General features: G+C 68.1%; 18 protein-coding genes and 4 pseudogenes. 6 read left to right on the top strand and 16 right to left on the bottom strand.

Features of this window, described 5'->3' with window-relative positions; translation table 11 throughout:
- Window positions 1-231 precede the first annotated feature (231 nt).
- Together FRZ33_RS01690 and FRZ33_RS01695 are read right to left on the bottom strand one after the other, a co-directional pair.
- Entirely contained in the window at window positions 232-615 is a 384-nt protein-coding gene (locus FRZ33_RS01690; RefSeq protein WP_146907199.1) for a VanZ family protein, read from the bottom strand.
- Window positions 615-1,800 (bottom strand): annotated as a pseudogene (locus FRZ33_RS01695) (class I SAM-dependent methyltransferase). Before FRZ33_RS01695 ends, FRZ33_RS01690 begins: the two are co-directional and overlap by 1 nt.
- A gap of 55 nt (window positions 1,801-1,855) precedes the next feature.
- Here FRZ33_RS01695 and FRZ33_RS01700 point away from each other — a divergent pair.
- Window positions 1,856-2,589: pseudogene (locus tag FRZ33_RS01700) on the top strand (pteridine reductase).
- Between the two features lie 45 nt (window positions 2,590-2,634).
- On the opposite strand, the gene FRZ33_RS01705 reads toward FRZ33_RS01700, so the two are convergent.
- From FRZ33_RS01705 to tsaD, 4 genes are all read right to left on the bottom strand, one after another.
- Entirely contained in the window at window positions 2,635-3,471 is an 837-nt protein-coding gene (locus tag FRZ33_RS01705) for a DUF6159 family protein (RefSeq protein WP_146907201.1), read from the bottom strand.
- Between the two features lie 64 nt (window positions 3,472-3,535).
- On the bottom strand, window positions 3,536-4,027 hold the full coding sequence (gene folK / locus FRZ33_RS01710) for a 2-amino-4-hydroxy-6-hydroxymethyldihydropteridine diphosphokinase (RefSeq protein ID WP_146907203.1): 492 nt from the start codon (window positions 4,025-4,027) through the stop codon (window positions 3,536-3,538).
- Window positions 4,024-4,380, bottom strand: coding sequence for a dihydroneopterin aldolase (folB, locus tag FRZ33_RS01715; protein ID WP_146907205.1), 357 nt, complete (start codon window positions 4,378-4,380; stop codon window positions 4,024-4,026). The genes folK and folB overlap by 4 nt, the downstream gene beginning before the upstream one ends.
- Before the next feature lie 12 nt (window positions 4,381-4,392).
- The gene (gene tsaD / locus FRZ33_RS01720) at window positions 4,393-5,406 is read right to left on the bottom strand and encodes a tRNA (adenosine(37)-N6)-threonylcarbamoyltransferase complex transferase subunit TsaD (RefSeq protein ID WP_146907207.1); all 1,014 of its coding nucleotides are present in this window, start codon (window positions 5,404-5,406) and stop codon (window positions 4,393-4,395) included.
- 137 nt (window positions 5,407-5,543) lie between these two features.
- On the opposite strand from tsaD, the gene rpsU reads away from it, so the two are divergent.
- From rpsU to dnaG, 3 genes are all read left to right on the top strand, one after another.
- Window positions 5,544-5,759, top strand: coding sequence for a 30S ribosomal protein S21 (gene rpsU / locus FRZ33_RS01725; protein WP_002808376.1), 216 nt, complete (start codon window positions 5,544-5,546; stop codon window positions 5,757-5,759).
- Window positions 5,760-5,865: 106 nt separating this feature from the next.
- On the top strand, window positions 5,866-6,312 hold the full coding sequence (locus FRZ33_RS01730) for a GatB/YqeY domain-containing protein (RefSeq protein ID WP_146907209.1): 447 nt from the start codon (window positions 5,866-5,868) through the stop codon (window positions 6,310-6,312).
- A 123-nt stretch (window positions 6,313-6,435) separates the two neighbouring features.
- Complete coding sequence (dnaG, locus tag FRZ33_RS01735) at window positions 6,436-8,175, top strand: DNA primase (protein WP_146907211.1); 1,740 nt, start codon at window positions 6,436-6,438, stop codon at window positions 8,173-8,175.
- Between the two features lie 69 nt (window positions 8,176-8,244).
- On the opposite strand, the gene FRZ33_RS01740 is transcribed toward dnaG, so the two are convergent.
- Window positions 8,245-9,816, bottom strand: a complete 1,572-nt coding sequence (locus tag FRZ33_RS01740; protein ID WP_146907213.1) for a TonB family protein — start codon at window positions 9,814-9,816, stop codon at window positions 8,245-8,247.
- Window positions 9,806-10,183 carry a BlaI/MecI/CopY family transcriptional regulator gene (locus tag FRZ33_RS01745; protein ID WP_146907215.1) on the bottom strand — a complete coding sequence of 126 codons (378 nt, stop codon included), beginning with the start codon at window positions 10,181-10,183 and terminating at the stop codon, window positions 9,806-9,808. Before FRZ33_RS01745 ends, FRZ33_RS01740 begins: the two co-directional genes overlap by 11 nt.
- 178 nt (window positions 10,184-10,361) lie before the next feature.
- Here FRZ33_RS01745 and FRZ33_RS01750 point away from each other — a divergent pair, with 178 nt between their 5' ends.
- Entirely contained in the window at window positions 10,362-10,871 is a 510-nt protein-coding gene (locus FRZ33_RS01750; RefSeq protein WP_146907217.1) for a hypothetical protein, read from the top strand.
- A gap of 13 nt (window positions 10,872-10,884) precedes the next feature.
- Here FRZ33_RS01750 and cyoE read toward each other — a convergent pair.
- The 4 genes and pseudogenes from cyoE to FRZ33_RS01770 all read right to left on the bottom strand — a co-directional run bounded on the left by cyoE (window position 10,885) and on the right by FRZ33_RS01770 (window position 13,876).
- Window positions 10,885-11,837: pseudogene (gene cyoE / locus FRZ33_RS01755) on the bottom strand (heme o synthase).
- The gene (locus tag FRZ33_RS01760) at window positions 11,834-12,985 is read right to left on the bottom strand and encodes a COX15/CtaA family protein (RefSeq protein WP_146907219.1); all 1,152 of its coding nucleotides are present in this window, start codon (window positions 12,983-12,985) and stop codon (window positions 11,834-11,836) included. Before FRZ33_RS01760 ends, cyoE begins: the two are co-directional and overlap by 4 nt.
- Before the next feature lie 7 nt (window positions 12,986-12,992).
- Window positions 12,993-13,544 carry a hypothetical protein gene (locus FRZ33_RS01765; protein WP_146907221.1) on the bottom strand — a complete coding sequence of 184 codons (552 nt, stop codon included), beginning with the start codon at window positions 13,542-13,544 and terminating at the stop codon, window positions 12,993-12,995.
- Entirely contained in the window at window positions 13,541-13,876 is a 336-nt protein-coding gene (locus FRZ33_RS01770; protein ID WP_146907223.1) for an SURF1 family cytochrome oxidase biogenesis protein, read from the bottom strand. Before FRZ33_RS01770 ends, FRZ33_RS01765 begins: the two co-directional genes overlap by 4 nt.
- Window positions 13,877-14,270: 394 nt before the next feature.
- Here FRZ33_RS01770 and FRZ33_RS01775 point away from each other — a divergent pair.
- Window positions 14,271-14,500: pseudogene (locus FRZ33_RS01775) on the top strand (twin transmembrane helix small protein).
- Between the two features lie 94 nt (window positions 14,501-14,594).
- Here the strand turns inward: FRZ33_RS01775 and FRZ33_RS01780 are convergent.
- The 4 genes from FRZ33_RS01780 to ctaD are packed head-to-tail and all read right to left on the bottom strand — an operon-like array spanning window position 14,595 to window position 17,901.
- A complete protein-coding gene (locus tag FRZ33_RS01780) occupies window positions 14,595-15,470 on the bottom strand; it encodes a cytochrome c oxidase subunit 3 (RefSeq protein WP_146907225.1) in 876 nt (291 codons plus the stop codon).
- Between the two features lie 31 nt (window positions 15,471-15,501).
- Window positions 15,502-16,080 carry a cytochrome c oxidase assembly protein gene (locus tag FRZ33_RS01785; protein WP_146907227.1) on the bottom strand — a complete coding sequence of 193 codons (579 nt, stop codon included), beginning with the start codon at window positions 16,078-16,080 and terminating at the stop codon, window positions 15,502-15,504.
- On the bottom strand, window positions 16,077-16,208 hold the full coding sequence (locus tag FRZ33_RS16660; RefSeq protein WP_265468697.1) for a hypothetical protein: 132 nt from the start codon (window positions 16,206-16,208) through the stop codon (window positions 16,077-16,079). Before FRZ33_RS16660 ends, FRZ33_RS01785 begins: the two co-directional genes overlap by 4 nt.
- A 34-nt stretch (window positions 16,209-16,242) precedes the next feature.
- On the bottom strand, window positions 16,243-17,901 hold the full coding sequence (gene ctaD, locus FRZ33_RS01790; RefSeq protein ID WP_146907229.1) for a cytochrome c oxidase subunit I: 1,659 nt from the start codon (window positions 17,899-17,901) through the stop codon (window positions 16,243-16,245).
- Between the last annotated feature and the right edge of the window lie 9 nt (window positions 17,902-17,910).

Below are 17,910 nucleotides of genomic sequence, written 5' to 3' on the forward strand. Positions count from 1 at the left end.
CGGAACCTGGAACCACACAGGGCAGCAAAGCGACGGGCTCGCAAGGCTTTTCGAATTCGATGGCCCGGCCCAGATCGACCACAGGACGTCGTGCGAGGGAACTTTTCCGGACCTTCAGCGACACGGACGTCGCTGAAGAGCCTACATGGACGTACTTGCGGCGTGTCCGGGAAAGTTTCCTCGTGCGGCGGCCTATCGCCAGGAACGATCCCGGCAACATGGGAAAAGGCGCTAGCGCGGCAACCGACGGTCGAGATGCTGGACGAGTGCAGCGGCGGGGGTGAAGCCGAGCGCGAGGCCGGCGAGGACGCCGAGGGTGTTGGCGAGCGCGTCGCGCGGATCGCCGAGGCGCGTGCTGGTGAGCTGGGCCTGCGCGAATTCCAGGCCGATGCCGAGCGCGATCAGTCCCAGCGCCGCCAGCACCTGCGCACGGCGCGTGCGGAAGATCATCACCGCCCAGGCCGACAGCATGGCGTAAGCGAGGAAGTGGCCCAGCTTGTCGGAATCGGGCGGTGCGTCCAACTCGATCGGCGGCAGCAACGACAGGGCGATGCAGAGCGCCCAGCCGAAGATCCAGATCCCCAGCCAGAGGCGGGGCCGCGCGAAATCGCGCATCACAGCCGGCGGCTCAGGTCGCCGCGGGCGAAAGCCGGGCGGATGTCCACGCCACGCTGGAAACCCATCACCTGGAAACGTTCGCCCATCTCACCCGGCAGCGTGAGCCGCTTCACCTCGTTGTGGCGGCGATGGCGCTCGACCTCGTCGCCGATCTCCTCGATCGCGGCCAAGCGCGCCGGCAAGCCGTTGTTGATCAGGAAACTGGCCTGCGCACAGTAGCCGGCCAGGTCGAAACCGGCGTTGACGCCGGCCTCGGCCAGCGCGGTGAAGTCCACGAAGGCGGTGATGTCCTGCAGGCCCGGCAGGTGGAACGGGTCGCCGTGCGCGGTGTGCCGGTGGTGGCAGACCAGGGTGCCGTCGTTGCGCTCGGGCAGGTAGTACTCGTGGCGCGGATAACCGTAGTCCACGAACAGCATGGCGCCGTCGTGCAGCAGGCCACCCACGGCCTGGATCCAGTACGGCAGCTGCGGCAGCAGTTCGGAGCGGTAACCTTCGGGCAGGGGTGCGCCCATGTCGTGCTCTACATGCCGCACCGCCGCGCGCAACAGCGCATCGGCCGGCTGGTCGACGCGGATCAGCGCGCCTTCCGGCGACAGCGCCACGTGTTCCTCGTACACCTCGCCGCCGCGCATCACGAAACGCGGTGTCGGCAGCGCGTCCAGCACCTCGTTGGCGAACAACACGCCGCGCCACTGCGCTTCCGGCGGGCCATTGAGCCATTCCACCCGCGCGAAGACCGCCGGCGGCAAGTTGGCGGCCAGGCGATCCTGCTGGCGCTGCCGCAGGTCGGCGCTGGGCTCGAGGATGCGGTAACGCGCGGGTTTCGCGCCCAGCGTTTCGAAATGCCGGAGCGCGGCTTCGGCGAAAGGCGCCGCTGCCGCCGCCGATCTCGAAGAAGTCCACGTCCCCGTCCAGTTGCGCGAACACCTGCGCCGCACACTCGGCCACGCATTCGGCGAAGGTCGGCCCCAGCTCGGGCGACGTGACGAAGTCGCCCTCGGCCCCGAACTTCAGCGCGCCCGCACTGTAGTAGCCCAGGCCCGGCGCGTACAGCGCCAGCTCCATGTAGCGCGAGAAGGGAATGGCGCCGCCGACGGCGGCGATCTGGGCGCGGATCAGGGCCAGCAGGCGGTCGCTGTGGGCCTGGGCATGCGCGTCCGGGGCGGGGGCTTGCAGGGTCATGATGGAATCTTCAGGTGCACACGCGCAGGATACCGGCAAATCCACGGAGCCCCGCATGTCCGCCCCTGTCGCCCTGATCACCGGCGCCGCCAAGCGCGTCGGCGCATCGATCGCCCACTGCCTGCACGCCGCGGGTTTCGACCTCGCCCTGCACCACCGCCATTCCGGCGATCAGATGGCAGCCCTGGTGGCCGTTCTCGAGGCCAATCGTCCGCGCAGCACGCTGGTGCTGCAGGCCGAACTGGCCGACGACACGACGCCCGCGCGCCTGGTCGGCGAAACCCTGGCGCGTTTCGGCCGGCTCGACGCCCTAGTCAACAACGCCAGCAGCTTCCAGCCCACGCCGGTGGGCAGCGCCACGCCGGCGCAGTGGGATGCGCTGTTCGCGGCCAACGCCCGCGCGCCGTTTTCCTGGCCCAGTCCGCGGCGCCGGCGCTGCAGGCAGCCGGTGGCTGCATCGTCAACCTGGCGGACATCTACGGCGAACGCCCGTTGAAGCACCACACGATCTACTGCATGGCCAAGGCCGCGCTGATCATGCTCACGCAGTCGCTGGCGAAAGAGCTCGGCCCCGAGGTGCGGGTGAACGCGGTCGCGCCCGGCGCGGTGCTGTGGCCGGAGGAAGGCAAGGCCGAACACGAGAAGGCGGCGATGCTGGCGGCCACCGCGCTGCGGCGCGCGGGCGATCCCGGCGACGTCGCCGAGGCCGTGCGCTGGCTGATCCAAGACGCGCGCTACACCACCGGCCAGGTGATCCGCGTCGATGGCGGCCGCAGCCTGAACCTCTGAACCCCAGCGGCTTTTCCCCGCTTCGCCGCGGCTTGTCCGCGAGGCTTATTTCGGCCGGAACGCCGACTGCAGCTGCGCACCCGCGAACCCCGCCGGCGCCTGGCCATCCATCGCATACCGATAGACCGCGGCCGAATAGATGCCGGCCAGTGCCGCCTGGATCACCGCCACCAGGGCGATGCCGATGATCGCCAGGGCCACGGCGACCAGCGCCAGCGTCGGGCCGCCGACATAAGCGGCGCCCACCACCAGCGCCACGCCGGCCAGCACCATCGCGAACGTCAGCAGCCCGAAGGCCAAGCCGATGCCGACATTGCCGACCACGTTCTCGCCCCAGGTGCGCTTGAGCAGCTCCACGCTTTCCTTCAGCGCGTCGATCGGGCCGACGTCGCGCGAGACCAGGATCGGCACCACCAGGAAGGTGGCGAAGGTCCAGGCCATGCCGATCAGGTTGATGATGATGCGGCCCAGCCCGCCCGCGCGCCGTCCAAGCGCCTTGAGCACGAGGCCGACGGTGGCCGCCAGCGCCGCGTAACCCAGGATCGCGCCGATCTTCGAACGCGCGATGCGCAGGCCGTCGGCGACGGTCGGGTCACCGCCCTCGAGCCGGATCATGGCCGCACCCACCAGCGCGGTGTTGAAGAAGAAGATCACGAAGTACTGGCACAGATAGAACAGGAAACCGACCACCGCGCCCAGCGGCCCGACCTTGCCACCCTCGAACAGCTGCAGGCCCAGCACCGGCACCATAAGGAAGGTTGCCGCCACGACCAACGTGGCGAAGCCGGAGATCACGGGGAACAGCAGCAGTTCCTTGTCGGATCGCAGCACGTCGGCGCTCGCCTTGACCAGGGTCCAGCTGCGGGAGATTCGTTCGAACATGGTCGTGACCCTCCTGTGTTGCCGCCATTCTGGCGCCAATGCGCCGGCGTGCAAGTTACGGAAGTCACCTCAGCTCGAGCGGGTCGATGGCCGATGGGTGCGCGAAGTCGGGATGTGCGGCCCATAACTCGGCCAATCGGCGCCCGCTGCCGGGCAGGCGCAGCTCCGGCGCCAGGTCGCACAGCGGCTTGAGCACGAAGGCGTGCTGCAGTTCCTTGCGCGGGATCTGCAGGTTGCCGGGACCTTCCAGCACCTGGTCGTCGAACAGCACGATGTCGATGTCGAGCGTGCGGCTGGAGAAACGCGGCCCGCTGCGGTCGCGGCCCTGCATGTCTTCCAGCGCATGCAGCCAGGTGTTGAGTGCCTGCGGATCGAGATCGGTTTCGATCGCGGCGGCGCAGTTCAGGAAATCCGGACCTTCGAAACCCACCGCCGGCGTGCGGTACACCGGCGAGAAACGCACCGCGCCGAACCGTTCGCGCAGGGCGGCGGCGGCGGCGCGCAGGTGGCGTTCCGGCTCGACATTGCTGCCGAGGCTGAGCCACGCGGTGCTCATGCCGGGCGGCTGCGCTCGATGATCACGCCCACGGCTTTCGAACCGCGCACCGCGCCGGGTTTGCTCAGCTTGATGCGCACGTGCGGCACGCCGAATTCGCCGGTGATGATCGCGGCGCAGCGTTCGGCCAATGTCTCGACGAGACCGAACTCGGACTCCGACACGAACTGGATCAGCCGCTTGCTGACCGCCTTGTAGTCGAGCGTGTCTTCGATGTTGTCGGTGGCCGCCGGTTTGGTGTTGTCGAACGCCATCTCGATGTCGAGCACGACCGGTTGTTTGATCTTGCGTTCCCAGTCGTAGATGCCGATCACGCACTCGATCTCGAGCGCCTCGATGAAGACCTTGTCCATGCGTACTCCGTGTCAGACCGCCGGCAAGCTTGCCATGTCCCAGCGTGGCGCCACGGTGACGGTGGCGTCGGCGTGCTGGCCGGCCAGCAGCCGCAGCGCGCCGGCGAAAGCGATCATGGCGCCGTTGTCGGTGCAGAAGGCCGGGCGCGGGAAACAGACCCGGGCGCCGCGCTTGGCCGCCAGCATGTGCAGCCGCTCGCGCAGGCGGGTATTGGCGCCGACGCCGCCGGCCACCACCAGGGTGCGGGCCCCGGTCTGCTGCAGGGCACGGTCGCATTTGATGGCCAGGGTCTCGACCACCGCGTCCTCGAAACCGCGGGCGATGTGTGCGCGGGTTTCGGGCGTCTTGTCCGAGGCCTGCCAGGCCAGCAGCACCTGGGTCTTGAGGCCGGAGAAGCTGAAATCCAGGCCGGGGCGGTCGGTCATGGGCCGGGAGAACTTGAAGAGGCCGGGGCGGCCGGACTCGGCCAGGCGGGCCAGTTCGGGGCCGCCCGGGTACGGCAGGCCCATCAGCTTGGCGGTCTTGTCGAAGGCCTCGCCGGCGGCGTCGTCCAGGGTTTCGCCCAGCAGGCGGTAATCGCCGATAGCGGCGACCTCGACCAGCTGGGTGTGGCCGCCGGAGACCAGCAAGGCCACGAAGGGCGGTTTCAGGCCGGGATCTTCCAGCAGCGGGGCCAGCAGGTGGCCTTCCATGTGGTGCACGCCGATCGCCGGCACGTCCAGGGCCCAGGCCAGGGCCCGGCCGGCAGCGGCGCCCACCATCAGGGCGCCGACCAGGCCCGGGCCGGCGGTATAGGCCACGCCGTCCAGGTCGGCCACGGCCAGGCCGGCCTCGGCCAGGGTCTGGCGGGCCAGGGGCAGCAGCTTGCGGACGTGGTCGCGACTGGCCAGTTCGGGCACGACGCCGCCGTATTCGGCATGCAGGGCGATCTGGCTGTAGAGGGCGTGCGCCAGCAGTCCGCGGTCGGTGTCGTACACCGCCACGCCGGTTTCATCGCAGCTGGTTTCGATGCCCAGGACGCGCATGTGCTTGTTTCTAGGGGCCGAAAGGCCGGATTCAAGGGAAATTCCCGGGTCAGGCTTGCCTGTCGCCCCGGGGCCCGCGTATCATACGCGGCTCGCCGGCCGTGCCGGACGAAATCCACGATCTTCAGGAATCCACCATGCCGTCTGTCAAAGTCCGCGAAAACGAGCCGTTCGAGTTTGCGCTGCGTCGCTTCAAGCGCACTTGCGAGAAGGCCGGCGTCCTCGCCGAGACCCGCAAGCGCGAGTTCTACGAGAAGCCGACCCAGGAGCGCAAGCGCAAGGCCGCCGCCGCGGTGAAGCGCCAGCTGCGTCGCAGCTCGCGCGACGTCACCAAGCGCCAGCGCCTGTACTGAGCCGCGGTGTTTGCCAAGAAGCCGGCACGCTCGCGCGTCGCCGGCTTTTTGTGTTTCTGGGCCCCCGAGAATCCGGCCCGGTTGTTTCCAATCCAGGAGTGATCCCATGACCCTCAAAGCCCAACTGACCGAAGACATGAAGACCGCGATGAAGGCCGGCGAGAAGGATCGCCTGGGCGTCATCCGGTTGATCAATGCGGCCATCAAGCAGAAGGAAGTCGACGAGCGGGTCGAGATGACGGATCCGCTGGTGCTGGCGGTGATCGAGAAGATGGTCAAGCAGCGCAAGGAGTCGATCAGCCAGTACGAGGCCGCCGGCCGCGAGGACCTCGCTGCGGTGGAGCGTTACGAGCTGGGCATCCTCGACACCTACCTGCCGGCCAAGATGGACGAGGCGTCGGTGCAGGCGGTGATCGATGCGGCCGTCGCGGAAACCGGCGCGGCCGGTCCGTCTGACATGGGCAAGCTGATGGCGGTGCTCAAGCCGAAGCTCGCCGGCCAGGCCGACATGGGCCTCGTTTCGCAGCTGGTGAAGAAGAAGCTCGCGGGCTGACACGCTTAGCTGCCTCCCCTGCTGGCAGGGGAGGGTTGGGGAGGGGTGAGTACTTGCTTCGAAGTTCCACCCCTCCCGGCCTCCCCTGCAGGCAGGGGGAGGAGAAGTGCAGACTAGGGACCCATGGCCCGCATCCCCGACGCATTCATCGACGACCTGCTCGCCCGGACGGACATCGTCGAGGTGGTGGGTTCGCGCATGCCGCTGAAGCGGCAGGGGCGGGAGTATTCGGCGCGCTGTCCGTTCCATGACGAACGCTCGCCCTCGTTCACGGTGTCGCCGACCAAGCAGTTCTACCACTGCTTCGGCTGCGGGGCGCACGGCACGGCCATCAGCTTCCTGATGAACTACGACCGGCTCGAGTTCCTCGATGCGGTCGAGGAGCTGGCCAAGCGCTGCGGACTGGAAGTGCCGCGCGATACCCAGCAGCGGAACCAGAGCGGCGAGTCGCGCGAGCTCTACGCGGCATTGGAAGCCGCGGAGAAGTTCTTCCGGCAGCAGCTGCAGGGCAGCGCCAAGGCCAAGGCCTACCTCGAACGCCGCGGCGTGGACGCCGAGAACCAGGCGCGGTTCGGCATCGGCTACGCACCGGAAGGTTTCAACGGCCTGAAGGACGCGCTGGGCACCGACGAACGCCGGCTGTCGCTGCTCGACAAGACCGGCATGCTTTCGAAGAGCGACAGCGGCCGCGTCTACGACAAGTTCCGCGACCGGGTGATGTTCCCGATCCACGACCGTCGCGGCCGCGTGATCGCTTTTGGTGGGCGCGTGCTGGAGAAGGACGACGGCCCGAAATACCTCAACTCGCCCGAGACCGCGCTGTTCCACAAGGGCCGCGAACTCTACGGCCTGTGGCAGGTGCGCCAGGCGCATTCGAAGATCCCGCGGCTGGTGGTGGTCGAGGGCTACATGGACGTGGTGGCGCTGTTCCAGTTCGGCGTGAACACCGCCGTGGCCACGCTGGGTACCGCGACCACGCCCGACCATGCCGAACTGCTGTTCCGCAACGCCGCCGACGTGTACTTCTGTTTCGACGGCGACAAGGCCGGGCGCGGCGCGGCGTGGAAGGCGCTGGAGTCGGTGCTGCCGCGCATGCGCGACGGCCGCCAGGCGTTTTTCCTGTTCCTGCCGGAAGGGGAAGATCCCGACACCATCGTGCGCAAGGAGGGCGCCGCGGGTTTCGACGCGCGCCTGGCGCAGGCGACGCCGCTGTCGGAGTTCTTCTACAACGAGCTGTCCAAGGACGTGAACCTGGCCGGCATGGAAGGCAAGGCACGCCTGGCCGAGCGGGCGAAACCGCTGCTGGCCAACATCCCCGACGGGGCTTTCCGTGACCTGATGCAGCAGCGACTGACCGAGCTGACCGGCGTCGGCCAGCGGGTGGCGCCTGCCCCCGCGCCTCAGGCCACGCCCTCGATGCGTGGCCGCAGCGGCGTGCCGGCGCCCAAGCGCAGCCTGGTGCGCACGGCGATTTCGCTGCTGCTGCAGAAGCCCGCGCTGGCGCAGGGGCTGGAGCCGCCCTATCTGTTCGGCGTGCTGCGCCAGCCCGGCATCGAGCTGCTGACCGAACTGATTGCGCTGGCCCGCGAACGTCCCGGCATCACCACCGGCGCAGTGCTGGAACATTTCGTCGAGCGCGAGGAAGCCGTCGCGCTGCAGAAACTGGCGCTCAACAGCGAACCGGGCAGCGATGCCGAACTGGCGGAAGTTTTCCTCGGCGCCATCGGCCAGCTCAACGACCAGACCAAACTGCAGCGGCGCGACGAGCTCAATCAGAAGGAACAGCGCGAGGGCCTGAGCCCCGAGGAACAGCGCGAGCGCTGGGCGCTGATCATGGAGATCAAGGCGATCAAGGCCGGCTGAGCGGCGTCGCACCGTGACTCGACGCAATCCACTTCCGCCGGAACCCGAAGGTCCCGGCGGATGCGTGACTCAGTTGCCGGAAGGATTCGGCGCCGGCTTCGCGGACACGATCGGCGGCCCGTAGTAGATCGGGCGGGAGTTGATCTGCGGCTTGGCCCAGAAGTCCTGCGTCGGCACGTTCAGCGTCAGGTCGAACGCCACCGGCACCAGCACGGTACTGGCCACCGCGATGCCGTTGCGGCGCGCCGGCTCGAACTTCCAGCGTTTCACCGCCTGCAGGGCCTTGAACTGGTAGGGCTTGCCCAGCTTGCTCTGCACGACTTCCGGGTTCGACGGCCGGCCGTTGGCATCGACGTCCACCTTGACCACCACGTTCTCGGTGGCCTCGAGTTCGTACTCGCGCGAGCTGGCACGGTGCGGCGGATCCGCCAGCCAGATGCCGGTGACCCGCGGTGGCTGGAAGGTCGGGTCCGGCAACGGCCCGTTGGTGGCGTTCGCCTTCATCGGCGCGACGGTTTCTTCCGGCAGTGAGGTGCGACGGGGTTCCGCGGCGGCCAACTGCACGGGCACGTCGAGCGTCACGTCGGCGGCGACCGGCGCCACCGACACGGACAGCGCCGGCACGGCCGGAGCCATCACGACACGCTCCAGACCCGGCAGCGCCGGACGCGCCGGCAGGGTGACGGCCGGCAGCACCACGGTCTGCACCGGCTGCACCTGCCACAAGGACACCGCCGCCGCCGAACTGGCGAGCAGGGCGATGCCCGCGCCAAGCAGCAGCCGGGCGGAACCCGGCAAGGGTCGTTTCAACATGGCGATTCTCCACTTCAACGATTGGCTGGACTGCCAATAGCAGCCGACCGGCAGTCCAAGGTCGGCCAGCTGCGTATTCAGGAGTGCGGTCGCGTAGGTGCGGCCGGACTCGGGATGGTGGCGGAGCACGACGGCGTCGCAGGCCAGTTCCTGGTCCACGCGCAGGCGCGCAGCGGCGACATGCACCAGCGGGTTGAACCAGAACACGCAGCGCAACGCGCACATCAGAAGGTTCACCTGCAGGTCGCCACGGCGCAGGTGAACACGTTCGTGCGCCAGCACCGGGGCGCGCTGCTGCGGGTCGTAGCGCTGTTCGAAATCGGCCGGCAGCACGATGCGCGGGCGCAGCGCGCCGACCACCGCCGGGCCGATGCGGCGACTGCTGGCCAGGTAGCTGCCGTCGTCGCGACGGTGCAGCGGACCGAGCCGGCGCAGGAACCCCCGCTGCTGCTCGGCCAGCCAGGCCACCAGCGCCAGCGCGCCGGCCAGCCAGACCGGGAACAGCCAGTCAGCCGCAGTCCGCGACGACGGCACCTCGACCGGCAAGGCCTCGGACGACGGCGACGATGCCCCGACCGGCGCGACCCCCGATTCCACCGCCTGTTCCCCCGTCAACACGGTCGCCACGACCGGCGCGGCTTCCATCACCACCGTGGGCCGCGGCAGGCTGGTGGCCAGCAGCGCCGCCGGCAGCAGCAGCCAGAGCCACAGCACGCTGCCGGCACCGAGACAGCGGCGCCACAACGGGCGCAGCACCAGCACGGCCAGGATCGCCAGGCTCGAGGCCAGCGTGGCGCGGAGCAGCCAGTCGAACAGCTCAGCGGCCATGGTCGAAGTCCTCGATCAGCTGGCGCAGTTCCTCGATGTCCTTCCGGCTGAGCCTGCCCTGCTCGCTGAAGTGCGCCACCAGCGGGGCGACACGGCCACCGAACAGCCGATCGACGATGCCTGCGCTCTCGCCCGCGACCCATTGTTCGCGCTGCAGCAGTGGTCGGTAGCGGTAGCGGCGGCCCTCGCGTTCGGCGGCGATGGCGCCCTTGGTCAGCAGCCGGTTGATCAGGGTGCGCACGGTGGCCTCGGCCCAGTCGTTGGGTCCGGCCACCTGGGCGATCAAGTCCTCGGCGGTGGCCTCGCCCGCCGCCCAAAGGGCCTGCATGACCACGCTCTCGGCTTCACTGATGGCGATCGGGGACATGGCGGGCCTTCGCTTATTACGGATGTAATTGACCGTTACTTTTACGCCTGTAATTTTAAATGTCAAGTCCGGGCGGGCGCCCTCCCCTCGACCGCGCGCTCGCACCGGGAGGAGTTGTTGCATCGGCCCGGGGCCTGGCATAGCGTGGTTTCCGGCCCGTCGCCCCCAGGAGAAGAAGATGTCCCACCGCCCTGCCCGCTTGCTGCTCGCCATGTCGCTGATGCTGCCATTCGCCACCGGGGTGGGGGCGCAGGAGACTGCCGCGGCCCCGGCCGCCGCTGAAGGCAAAACGCTGGAACAGTCCCTGACCGAATTCCGCCAGGGGCTGCTGCAGATCGAAACCGACGTCGTCGCCAAGACCGTGTCGCTGACCCCCGAGGAAGCGACCGCCTTCTGGCCGGTGTTCAAGCGCTACCAGGAGGAGAAGGTCGCAGTCATCGACGCACAGATCGCCGCGGTCCGCGAATACTCCGACGACTACTGGACACTGACCCCCGAGGACTCCATGGCGTATGTGGAGTCCCTGCTCGTGCGCGACCAGCGCATCAACGAGCTGCGCGCGAAGTACCTGGTCGAGTTCGCGAAAGTGCTGCCGCCGGGCAAGGCCGCGCGCGTGATCCACGTCAGCCGCCGCCTCGGCCTGGCCGGCCAGGCCAAGCTCGCCACCGAAGTCCCACTGGTCCGCTGAGCCCGCCGCGGGTTCAGCGGGGCACGAATTCCAGGGGCGGCACCGATGCCGCCTGTGGAAGCAGCCAGTGGTCCGCCAGCAGGAAGGCGAACAGCGCCATCAGGTAGATGATCGAATAGTTGAACACCTGCATGGCGTACAGCTCGCCGGGCGGATTCAACAACCTGATGGCGTAGTAGAGGAAAACGCCACCCAGCACCAAAGCGCCGCCCAGATAGAACACGCCGCTCATCTTGGTCGCCCAGGCAGCACCGTCACCGCCACCAGCAGCACCGTGTAGAACAGGACCTGCCAGCGGGTGTAGGTGACGCCATAGACCACCGGAAGCATCGGAATGAGTGCTTTGGCGTAGTCATCGCGGCGGAAGATCGCCAGCGCCCAGAAATGCGGCGGCGTCCAGACGTAGATGATCAGCACCAGCAGCAGCGCGTGGTCGTAGTGCAACGGCGCGCCCGCCAGGTCCGCGAACGCCAGCCCCGCCGGCCAACCCTTCACCGCGGCCCAACCCAGCAGCGGCGGCGCCGCGCCGGCCAGGCCACCGATGACGATGTTCTGCGGCGTCGCGCGCTTGAGGTAACCGGTGTAGATGATCGCGTAGCCGATCAACGAGGCGAAGGTCAGCCCCGCGGTGAAGCCGTTCACGCGCCAGGCCAGCAGCGCCATGGACACGGCACCCAGCACCACCGCGAACACCAGCACCTGCGCCGGGCGCAGTGAACCGGTCGCCAGTGGCCGGTGCTGGGTGCGCGCCATCAGCACGTCGATGCGCTGGTCGAGCAGGTGGTTGATCGCCGCCGCCGATGCCGCCGCCAGCCAGATGCCGATCGCGCCCAGCACCATGCGTTCCCAGGGCCAGGCTTCGCCCGGTTCGATCGCCAGGAACATGCCGATGATCGCGGTGAACACGATCAGCGCGACCACGCGCGGTTTGGTCAGTTCCCAGTAGGCGGCGAAGGGCACCTTCATTCCGGCGCCCGCAAGCGTGCCAGCAGGCCGACGACGGTGAACAGCAGCAGCGTCGCGCCGGCGTTGTGCGCCACCGCCACCCACAGCGGCAGTCCCAGCAGCACGTTGCTGATGCCCAGCGCGACCTGCGCGCACAGCAGCACCAGCAGCACCACGCCCCAGAACACCAGGCCCGGCGTGCGCACCATGCGGATGCCGACCACCAGCAGGTGGCCGGCGACCAGCAGCGCCATCATCCGGTGCGCCATCTGGATCGCGACCCGCGCCGGGCCGTCCAGCACGCCGCCTTCGTAGTCCACGCCGATGCCGCGCCAGAGCACGAAACCCTCGCGGTAGTCCTGCGCCGGCCACCACTGGCCCAGGCAGGTCGGGAAATCGGTACCGCAGGCCAGCGCGGCGTAGTTGGCGCTGGTCCAGCCACCCAGCGCGATCTGCACCACCAGCAGGCCCAGGCCGACCCACAGCAGGCGGCGCAGGCGCGGCGCTTCGGCAAAGACCAGCGCGGGGCCGGGCGTGGTCTTCCACGCCAGCCAGGTCAGCAGGGACAGCGTCAGCAGCCCGCCCAGCAGGTGCGCCATGACGATGACGGGTTTCACCAGCCAGATCACCGTCCACATGCCCAGCACGGCCTGGAAGATGATCACCATCAGCACCAGCAGGCTCAGGCGCGAAGCGTCGGCGTTCGACCAGCGCATCGCCTGGATGAACAGGATGGCCTCGGCCACCAGGAACAGCGCGACCGCGAACACATGGTTGGCGTCAGGATCGCCCGCCGCGCTCATGTAAACGGGGATGGACAGCGCGACCAGCCCCGACGCCACCAGCACGCTGGTCACGCCGAAGGCGCGTTTGCGTGCCGCCAGCAGCGACAGCATCAGCACCAGCACGCCCAGCAGCCCGGCGATGTGGCGGTGGAACTGTTCACGCCAGGCCTTGGTGACTTCGACCGCGCGCTCGAAGTTTTCATTCGCCGCGCTGATCTCGTGCTCCGCGGTCGGCCAGGTGGCCTGGCCGTAGCAGGTCGGCCAGTCCGGGCAGCTGAGGCCCGCATTGGACAGGCGCACGAAGCTGCCGAACACGATCACGCCCGGGGCCAGCAGCACGGCGGCCCAGGCGAGGCGATGGAAATGGCGGTGCGGGCTGGTCATCGGGCGCCTACTTCACCACACGTCCGAGGTCCTTGCGCAGTCCCGAAGGATTGAAGCCCGGGGCGTAACGCAGGACGAGGTAACCATTGGGGTCGGCCAGATAGACCGGCAGGGCGTCGGCCGTGGCCAGGTCCGGCAGCTTCGACTGCAGTCCGGCGCTGGGGCGCATCGGCACCAGGCCGCTGAATTCGGGCGCATTGGCCGGCAGCTCGCCGAACCAGAGCACCTCGACCTTGTCGGCGTGGCGACCTTCCGACAGCCAGACGCGGTGCAGCGCGTCGAGCAGCTGCGCACACGGCGCACCGCAGTCTGCCGGCGGCGCCACCACGATGTGCCAATGGCGGTTGGCCGGCTGCCAGGTCCAGTCCTGGCCATCGGCGCGCTGCAGCGCGACCGCACGCAGGTCGGGATACGGGTCCAGCATTTCGCCGATGTTGCGGGTCTGGCTGGGTTTCCAGCCGCCGAAGAACAGCGCCGCGGCGATGCCGAAGCTGCCGAGGAAAAACACGGCGACCAGCAGCAGGGTCAGGCGTGAACGGGTTTTCTGGGAAACAGTCATGGGCGTCGGCGCAGGTTGAGCACGAGGATGAGGACGAGGGTGGTCGCGGCCAGGCCGAACCACTGCAGGGCGTAACCGCGGTGTTTTTCCGGCGGCAGGGTGTTGGCGTGCAGCTCGAGGTCGCGTTCATGGCCCAGCGGCAACACCGGATCCAGCCGCAGCACCCGATCGGACAACGCCGGCTGCAGCGACCACGCGGCCGACACCGCGGCCGGCTCGACCCGCGTCGCCAGCCAGGCGCCGTCCTGGTCGACCAGGCCGGACCCAGCCGCAGTCCGACAGCGGGCGGCGGCACCAGCAGGCCCGCCAGCAGGTGTTCGCCGCGCGGGCATTCCGCGTCCGGCAGGGCGCGGTCGCCGCCGACCGGCAGCCAGCCCAGGTCCACCAGCAACGGCGGGCCCGACGGCGCCTGCGCGGCGCAGTACAGACGCATGCCGACCTGCGGGCCGCGGCGCTGGTTGTCCAGCAGCAGGCGCGGCGTATCCATAACCGTGCGCCACCGGCCACCCGTTCGATCCCCTGCCCGTCCGCGATCGCGACGGCCAGCTCCTGCGGCGGCGCGGCCAGCGCAGCGGAGGCCAGGGCCAGCTGCTCGCGCTTGACCTGTTCGCGGCCCAGCTGCCAGCGCCCCAGCGCGGAAAACGCCAGCACCAGGCACAGACCAAGCACGCTCAGCAGGACGCGTCGTTTCACCCCTGCCGTCCCCGGCAGGCGGATAATGCGCGCCTGACCTTCGAATGGACGACTGCCGTGCAGAAGCTGCTCATCATCGCTTTCCTGATCCTGATCGTCTGGAACCTGGGCGCAGGCCTGTATTACATGATGGTGGACAAGGGCAAGACCGAACGCACCGTGAAGTCGCTGACCTGGCGCATCGGCCTGTCGGTGGCCCTGATCCTGCTGGTGATCGCCGGAATCTTCACCGGCGTGATCTGCCGCACGGCGTCGGCGGCTGATCAAAAAACTTGTGGGAGGGACTTCAGTCCCGATGGCCTTTCGCGAAAGGCATCGGGACTGAAGTCCCTCCCACGGTGGCCCGACCCCTTGGGGTCAGAGCACGTACACGAACAGGAACAGGCCCAGCCAGACCACGTCCACGAAGTGCCAGTACCAGGCCACCGCCTCGAACGCGAAGTGATGGTCCTTGCTGAAGTGGCCCTTCAGGCAGCGCAGCCAGATGATCGCCAGCATCAGCGTGCCCAGGAACACGTGCATGCCGTGGAAGCCGGTGAGCATGAAGAAGGTCGAACCGTAGATGCCCGAGCCCAGGGTCAGGTTCAGGTCGCGGTAGGCGTGGATGTATTCCTCCGCCTGGTAGAACAGGAAGAGCGCGCCCAGCAGCACCGTGGCGCCCAGCCAGACCAGCAGCGACTTGCGGTGGCCGGCCTTGAGCGCGTGGTGCGCGATCGTGATGGTCACGCCCGAGCTCAGCAGGATCAGGGTGTTGACCAGCGGCAGGCCCCAGGCCGGGATGGTCTGGAAGGTGCCACCGAGTTCCGCCGGACCCGCGGTCGGCCAGCCGGCGGTGTAACCGGCCCACAGGAACTGGTTGGTCAGCGCGCCGTCACCCTCGCCCGACAGCCACGGCAACGCGAAGGTGCGGGCGTAGAACAGGGCGCCGAAGAAGGCCGCGAAGAACATCACTTCCGAGAAGATGAACCACATCATGCCAATGCGGAACGAGGCATCGACCTTCTCGTTGTACTTGCCGGCCAGCGACTCGGAGATGACGTTGCCGAACCAGCCGAACAGCACCGACAGCGTGGCGATGAACCCGATGTAGAACACCGGCTGGCCCCAGGCATGGCCGTTGAACCAGTTCGCCACGCCCACCATGGTGGTGAACAGCGTGATCGAGCCGATGAAGGGCCACGGGCTGTGGTGCGGGACGTAATAGACGTTCGGATCGTCGTGGGTCTGTGCCATGGTGTTCCCCGGTACGCGTGGAAGGCTGCGGTCAGGGCGCCGAACGGGCGACGTGCGCTTGCGCGCCGTCCACCAGCCGGGCCGTGGCCGAGTCGTTGCTGAAGAAAGTATAGGAAAGGGTGATCGTGCCGACATGCGCGGGCAGCGCCGGGTCGACGATGAAGCGCACCGGCATCAGGCGCTCTTCGCCGGCCGCCAGCATCTGCTCGGTGAAGCAGAAGCACTCGGTCTTGTTGAAGAAGGTGGAGGCGGTGGACGGCGCCACCGACGGCGCAGCATTGCCGACGATGGCGTGGTCGGCGGTGTTGCGGGCGATGTAGTTCACTTCGTACATCTTGCCCGGCGTCACCTGCAGGCTCAGCGTCTGCGGCTTGAAGGCCCAGGGCAGCTTCGAGTTCACCGTGCCGTCGAACTCCACCGTGACGGTGCGGTTGACGTCGGCCTGCATGCCGGCCACGCGCGCTTCGCCGGCCGGGCCCTGCTCGAGCTTGATGCCGAACACCTTCTCGCAGGCGATGCGATACAGCGGCACCAGCGAGAACGCGAACACGAACGAGCCCAGCGACACCAGGGCGATCGTGCGGAAGGTCTTGAGCGCGGTCGGCTTCACGGCAGCACCGCCGACAGCATGAAGGCCACGTACACGCCCACCGCGACCAGCCCGATCACCCACGCCGTGCGGCGGATGCCGCGGCGGCGGGATTCGGTGATCTGCGGGCTGGCGTTGGGCTTGCTCATGGTCGCTGGGCGCCCCGGAGGGCGCCGCTCAGGCTCAGTGGGTGATGTCGCCGTGGGCCAGGTCGCCGTCCTTGATGACCGGCGGCAGGGTGAAGGTGTGGTGCGGGGCCGGCGACGGCACGGTCCACTCCAGGCCCTTGGCGCCTTCCCACGAACGCGCCTCGGCCTTGACGCCGCCACGGGCGGCCGACCAGACGATGTAGGCGAACAGCAGCTGGCTCGCACCGAAACCGAAACCGCCGATGGACGACCACCAGTTGAAGTCGGCGAAGGCCATGTTGTAGTCCGGCACGCGGCGCTGCATGCCCGCCAGACCCAGGAAGTGCTGCGGGAAGAACAGCAGGTTCACGAAGATCGTGGACAGCCAGAAGTGCCACTTGCCCAGGGTCTCGTTGTACATGTGGCCGGTCCACTTCGGCAGCCAGTAGTACACGCCGGCCATGATGCCGAACACGGCGCCGGTGACCAGCACGTAGTGGAAGTGCGCCACCACGAAGTAGGTGTCGTGGTACTGGAAGTCGGCCGGCACGATCGCCAGCATCAGGCCGGAGAAGCCGCCGATGGTGAACATGATCACGAAGCCGATCGCGAACAGCATCGGGGTTTCGAAGGTCATCGAGCCGCGCCACATGGTGGTGGCCCAGTTGAACACCTTCACGCCGGTCGGGATGGCGATCAGCATGGTGGCGTACATGAAGTACAGCTCGCCGCCCAGCGGCATGCCGACCGTGAACATGTGGTGCGCCCAGACGATGAACGACAGGAAGGCGATCGAGGCGGTCGCGTACACCATGGCCTGGTAGCCGAACAGCGGCTTGCGGGCGAAGGTCGGGATGATCTCCGAGACCACGCCGAAGGCCGGCAGGATCATGATGTAGACCTCGGGATGGCCGAAGAACCAGAAGATGTGCTGGAACATCACCGGGTCGCCGCCGCCGGCGGCGTTGAAGAACGAGGTGTCGAAGAACTTGTCGGTCAGCAGCATGGTGACCGCGCCCGCCAGCACCGGCATCACGGCGATCAGCAGGAAGGCGGTGATCAGCCAGGTCCAGACGAACACCGGCATCTTCAGCAGGTCCACGCCCGGGGCGCGCATGTTGAGGATGGTGGCGATGATGTTGATCGCGCCCATGATCGAGCTGATGCCCATCAGGTGGATGGCGAAGATGGTGAACGCGGTGCTGTTGCCGCCCTGCAGCGACAGCGGCGGGTACAGCGTCCAGCCACCGGCCGGGCCACCGCCGCCGATGCCGAACACCACCTGCAGGATCAGCGGCATCAGCAGCAGGGTGAAGGCGAAGGGCATGATCCAGAAGGACCAGTTGTTCATGCGCGGCAGGGCCATGTCGGGCGCGCCGATCATCAGCGGGATCATCCAGTTGGCCAGGCCCACGAACGCGGGCATGACGGCGCCGAAGATCATCACCAGCGCATGCATGGTGGTCATCTGGTTGAAGAACTCCGGCTCGACCAGCTGCAGGCCGGGCTGGAAGAGTTCGGCGCGGATCACCAGGGCCATCGAGCCGCCGATGAAGAACATCACCAGGGCGAACACAAGGTACAGGGTGCCGATGTCCTTGTGGTTGGTGGAGTAGAACCAGCGCTGGAAGAAGCCCTGCTTGTGCTCGCCGTGGTGGTCGTCGTGCGCGGCGGCGGTGCCGTGCGCATCGTGGGCCGTGTAGTTGGTTGCCATGGGGTCAGC

This window comes from Arenimonas daejeonensis (assembly GCF_007993735.1).
GTDB lineage: Bacteria > Pseudomonadota > Gammaproteobacteria > Xanthomonadales > Xanthomonadaceae > Arenimonas > Arenimonas daejeonensis.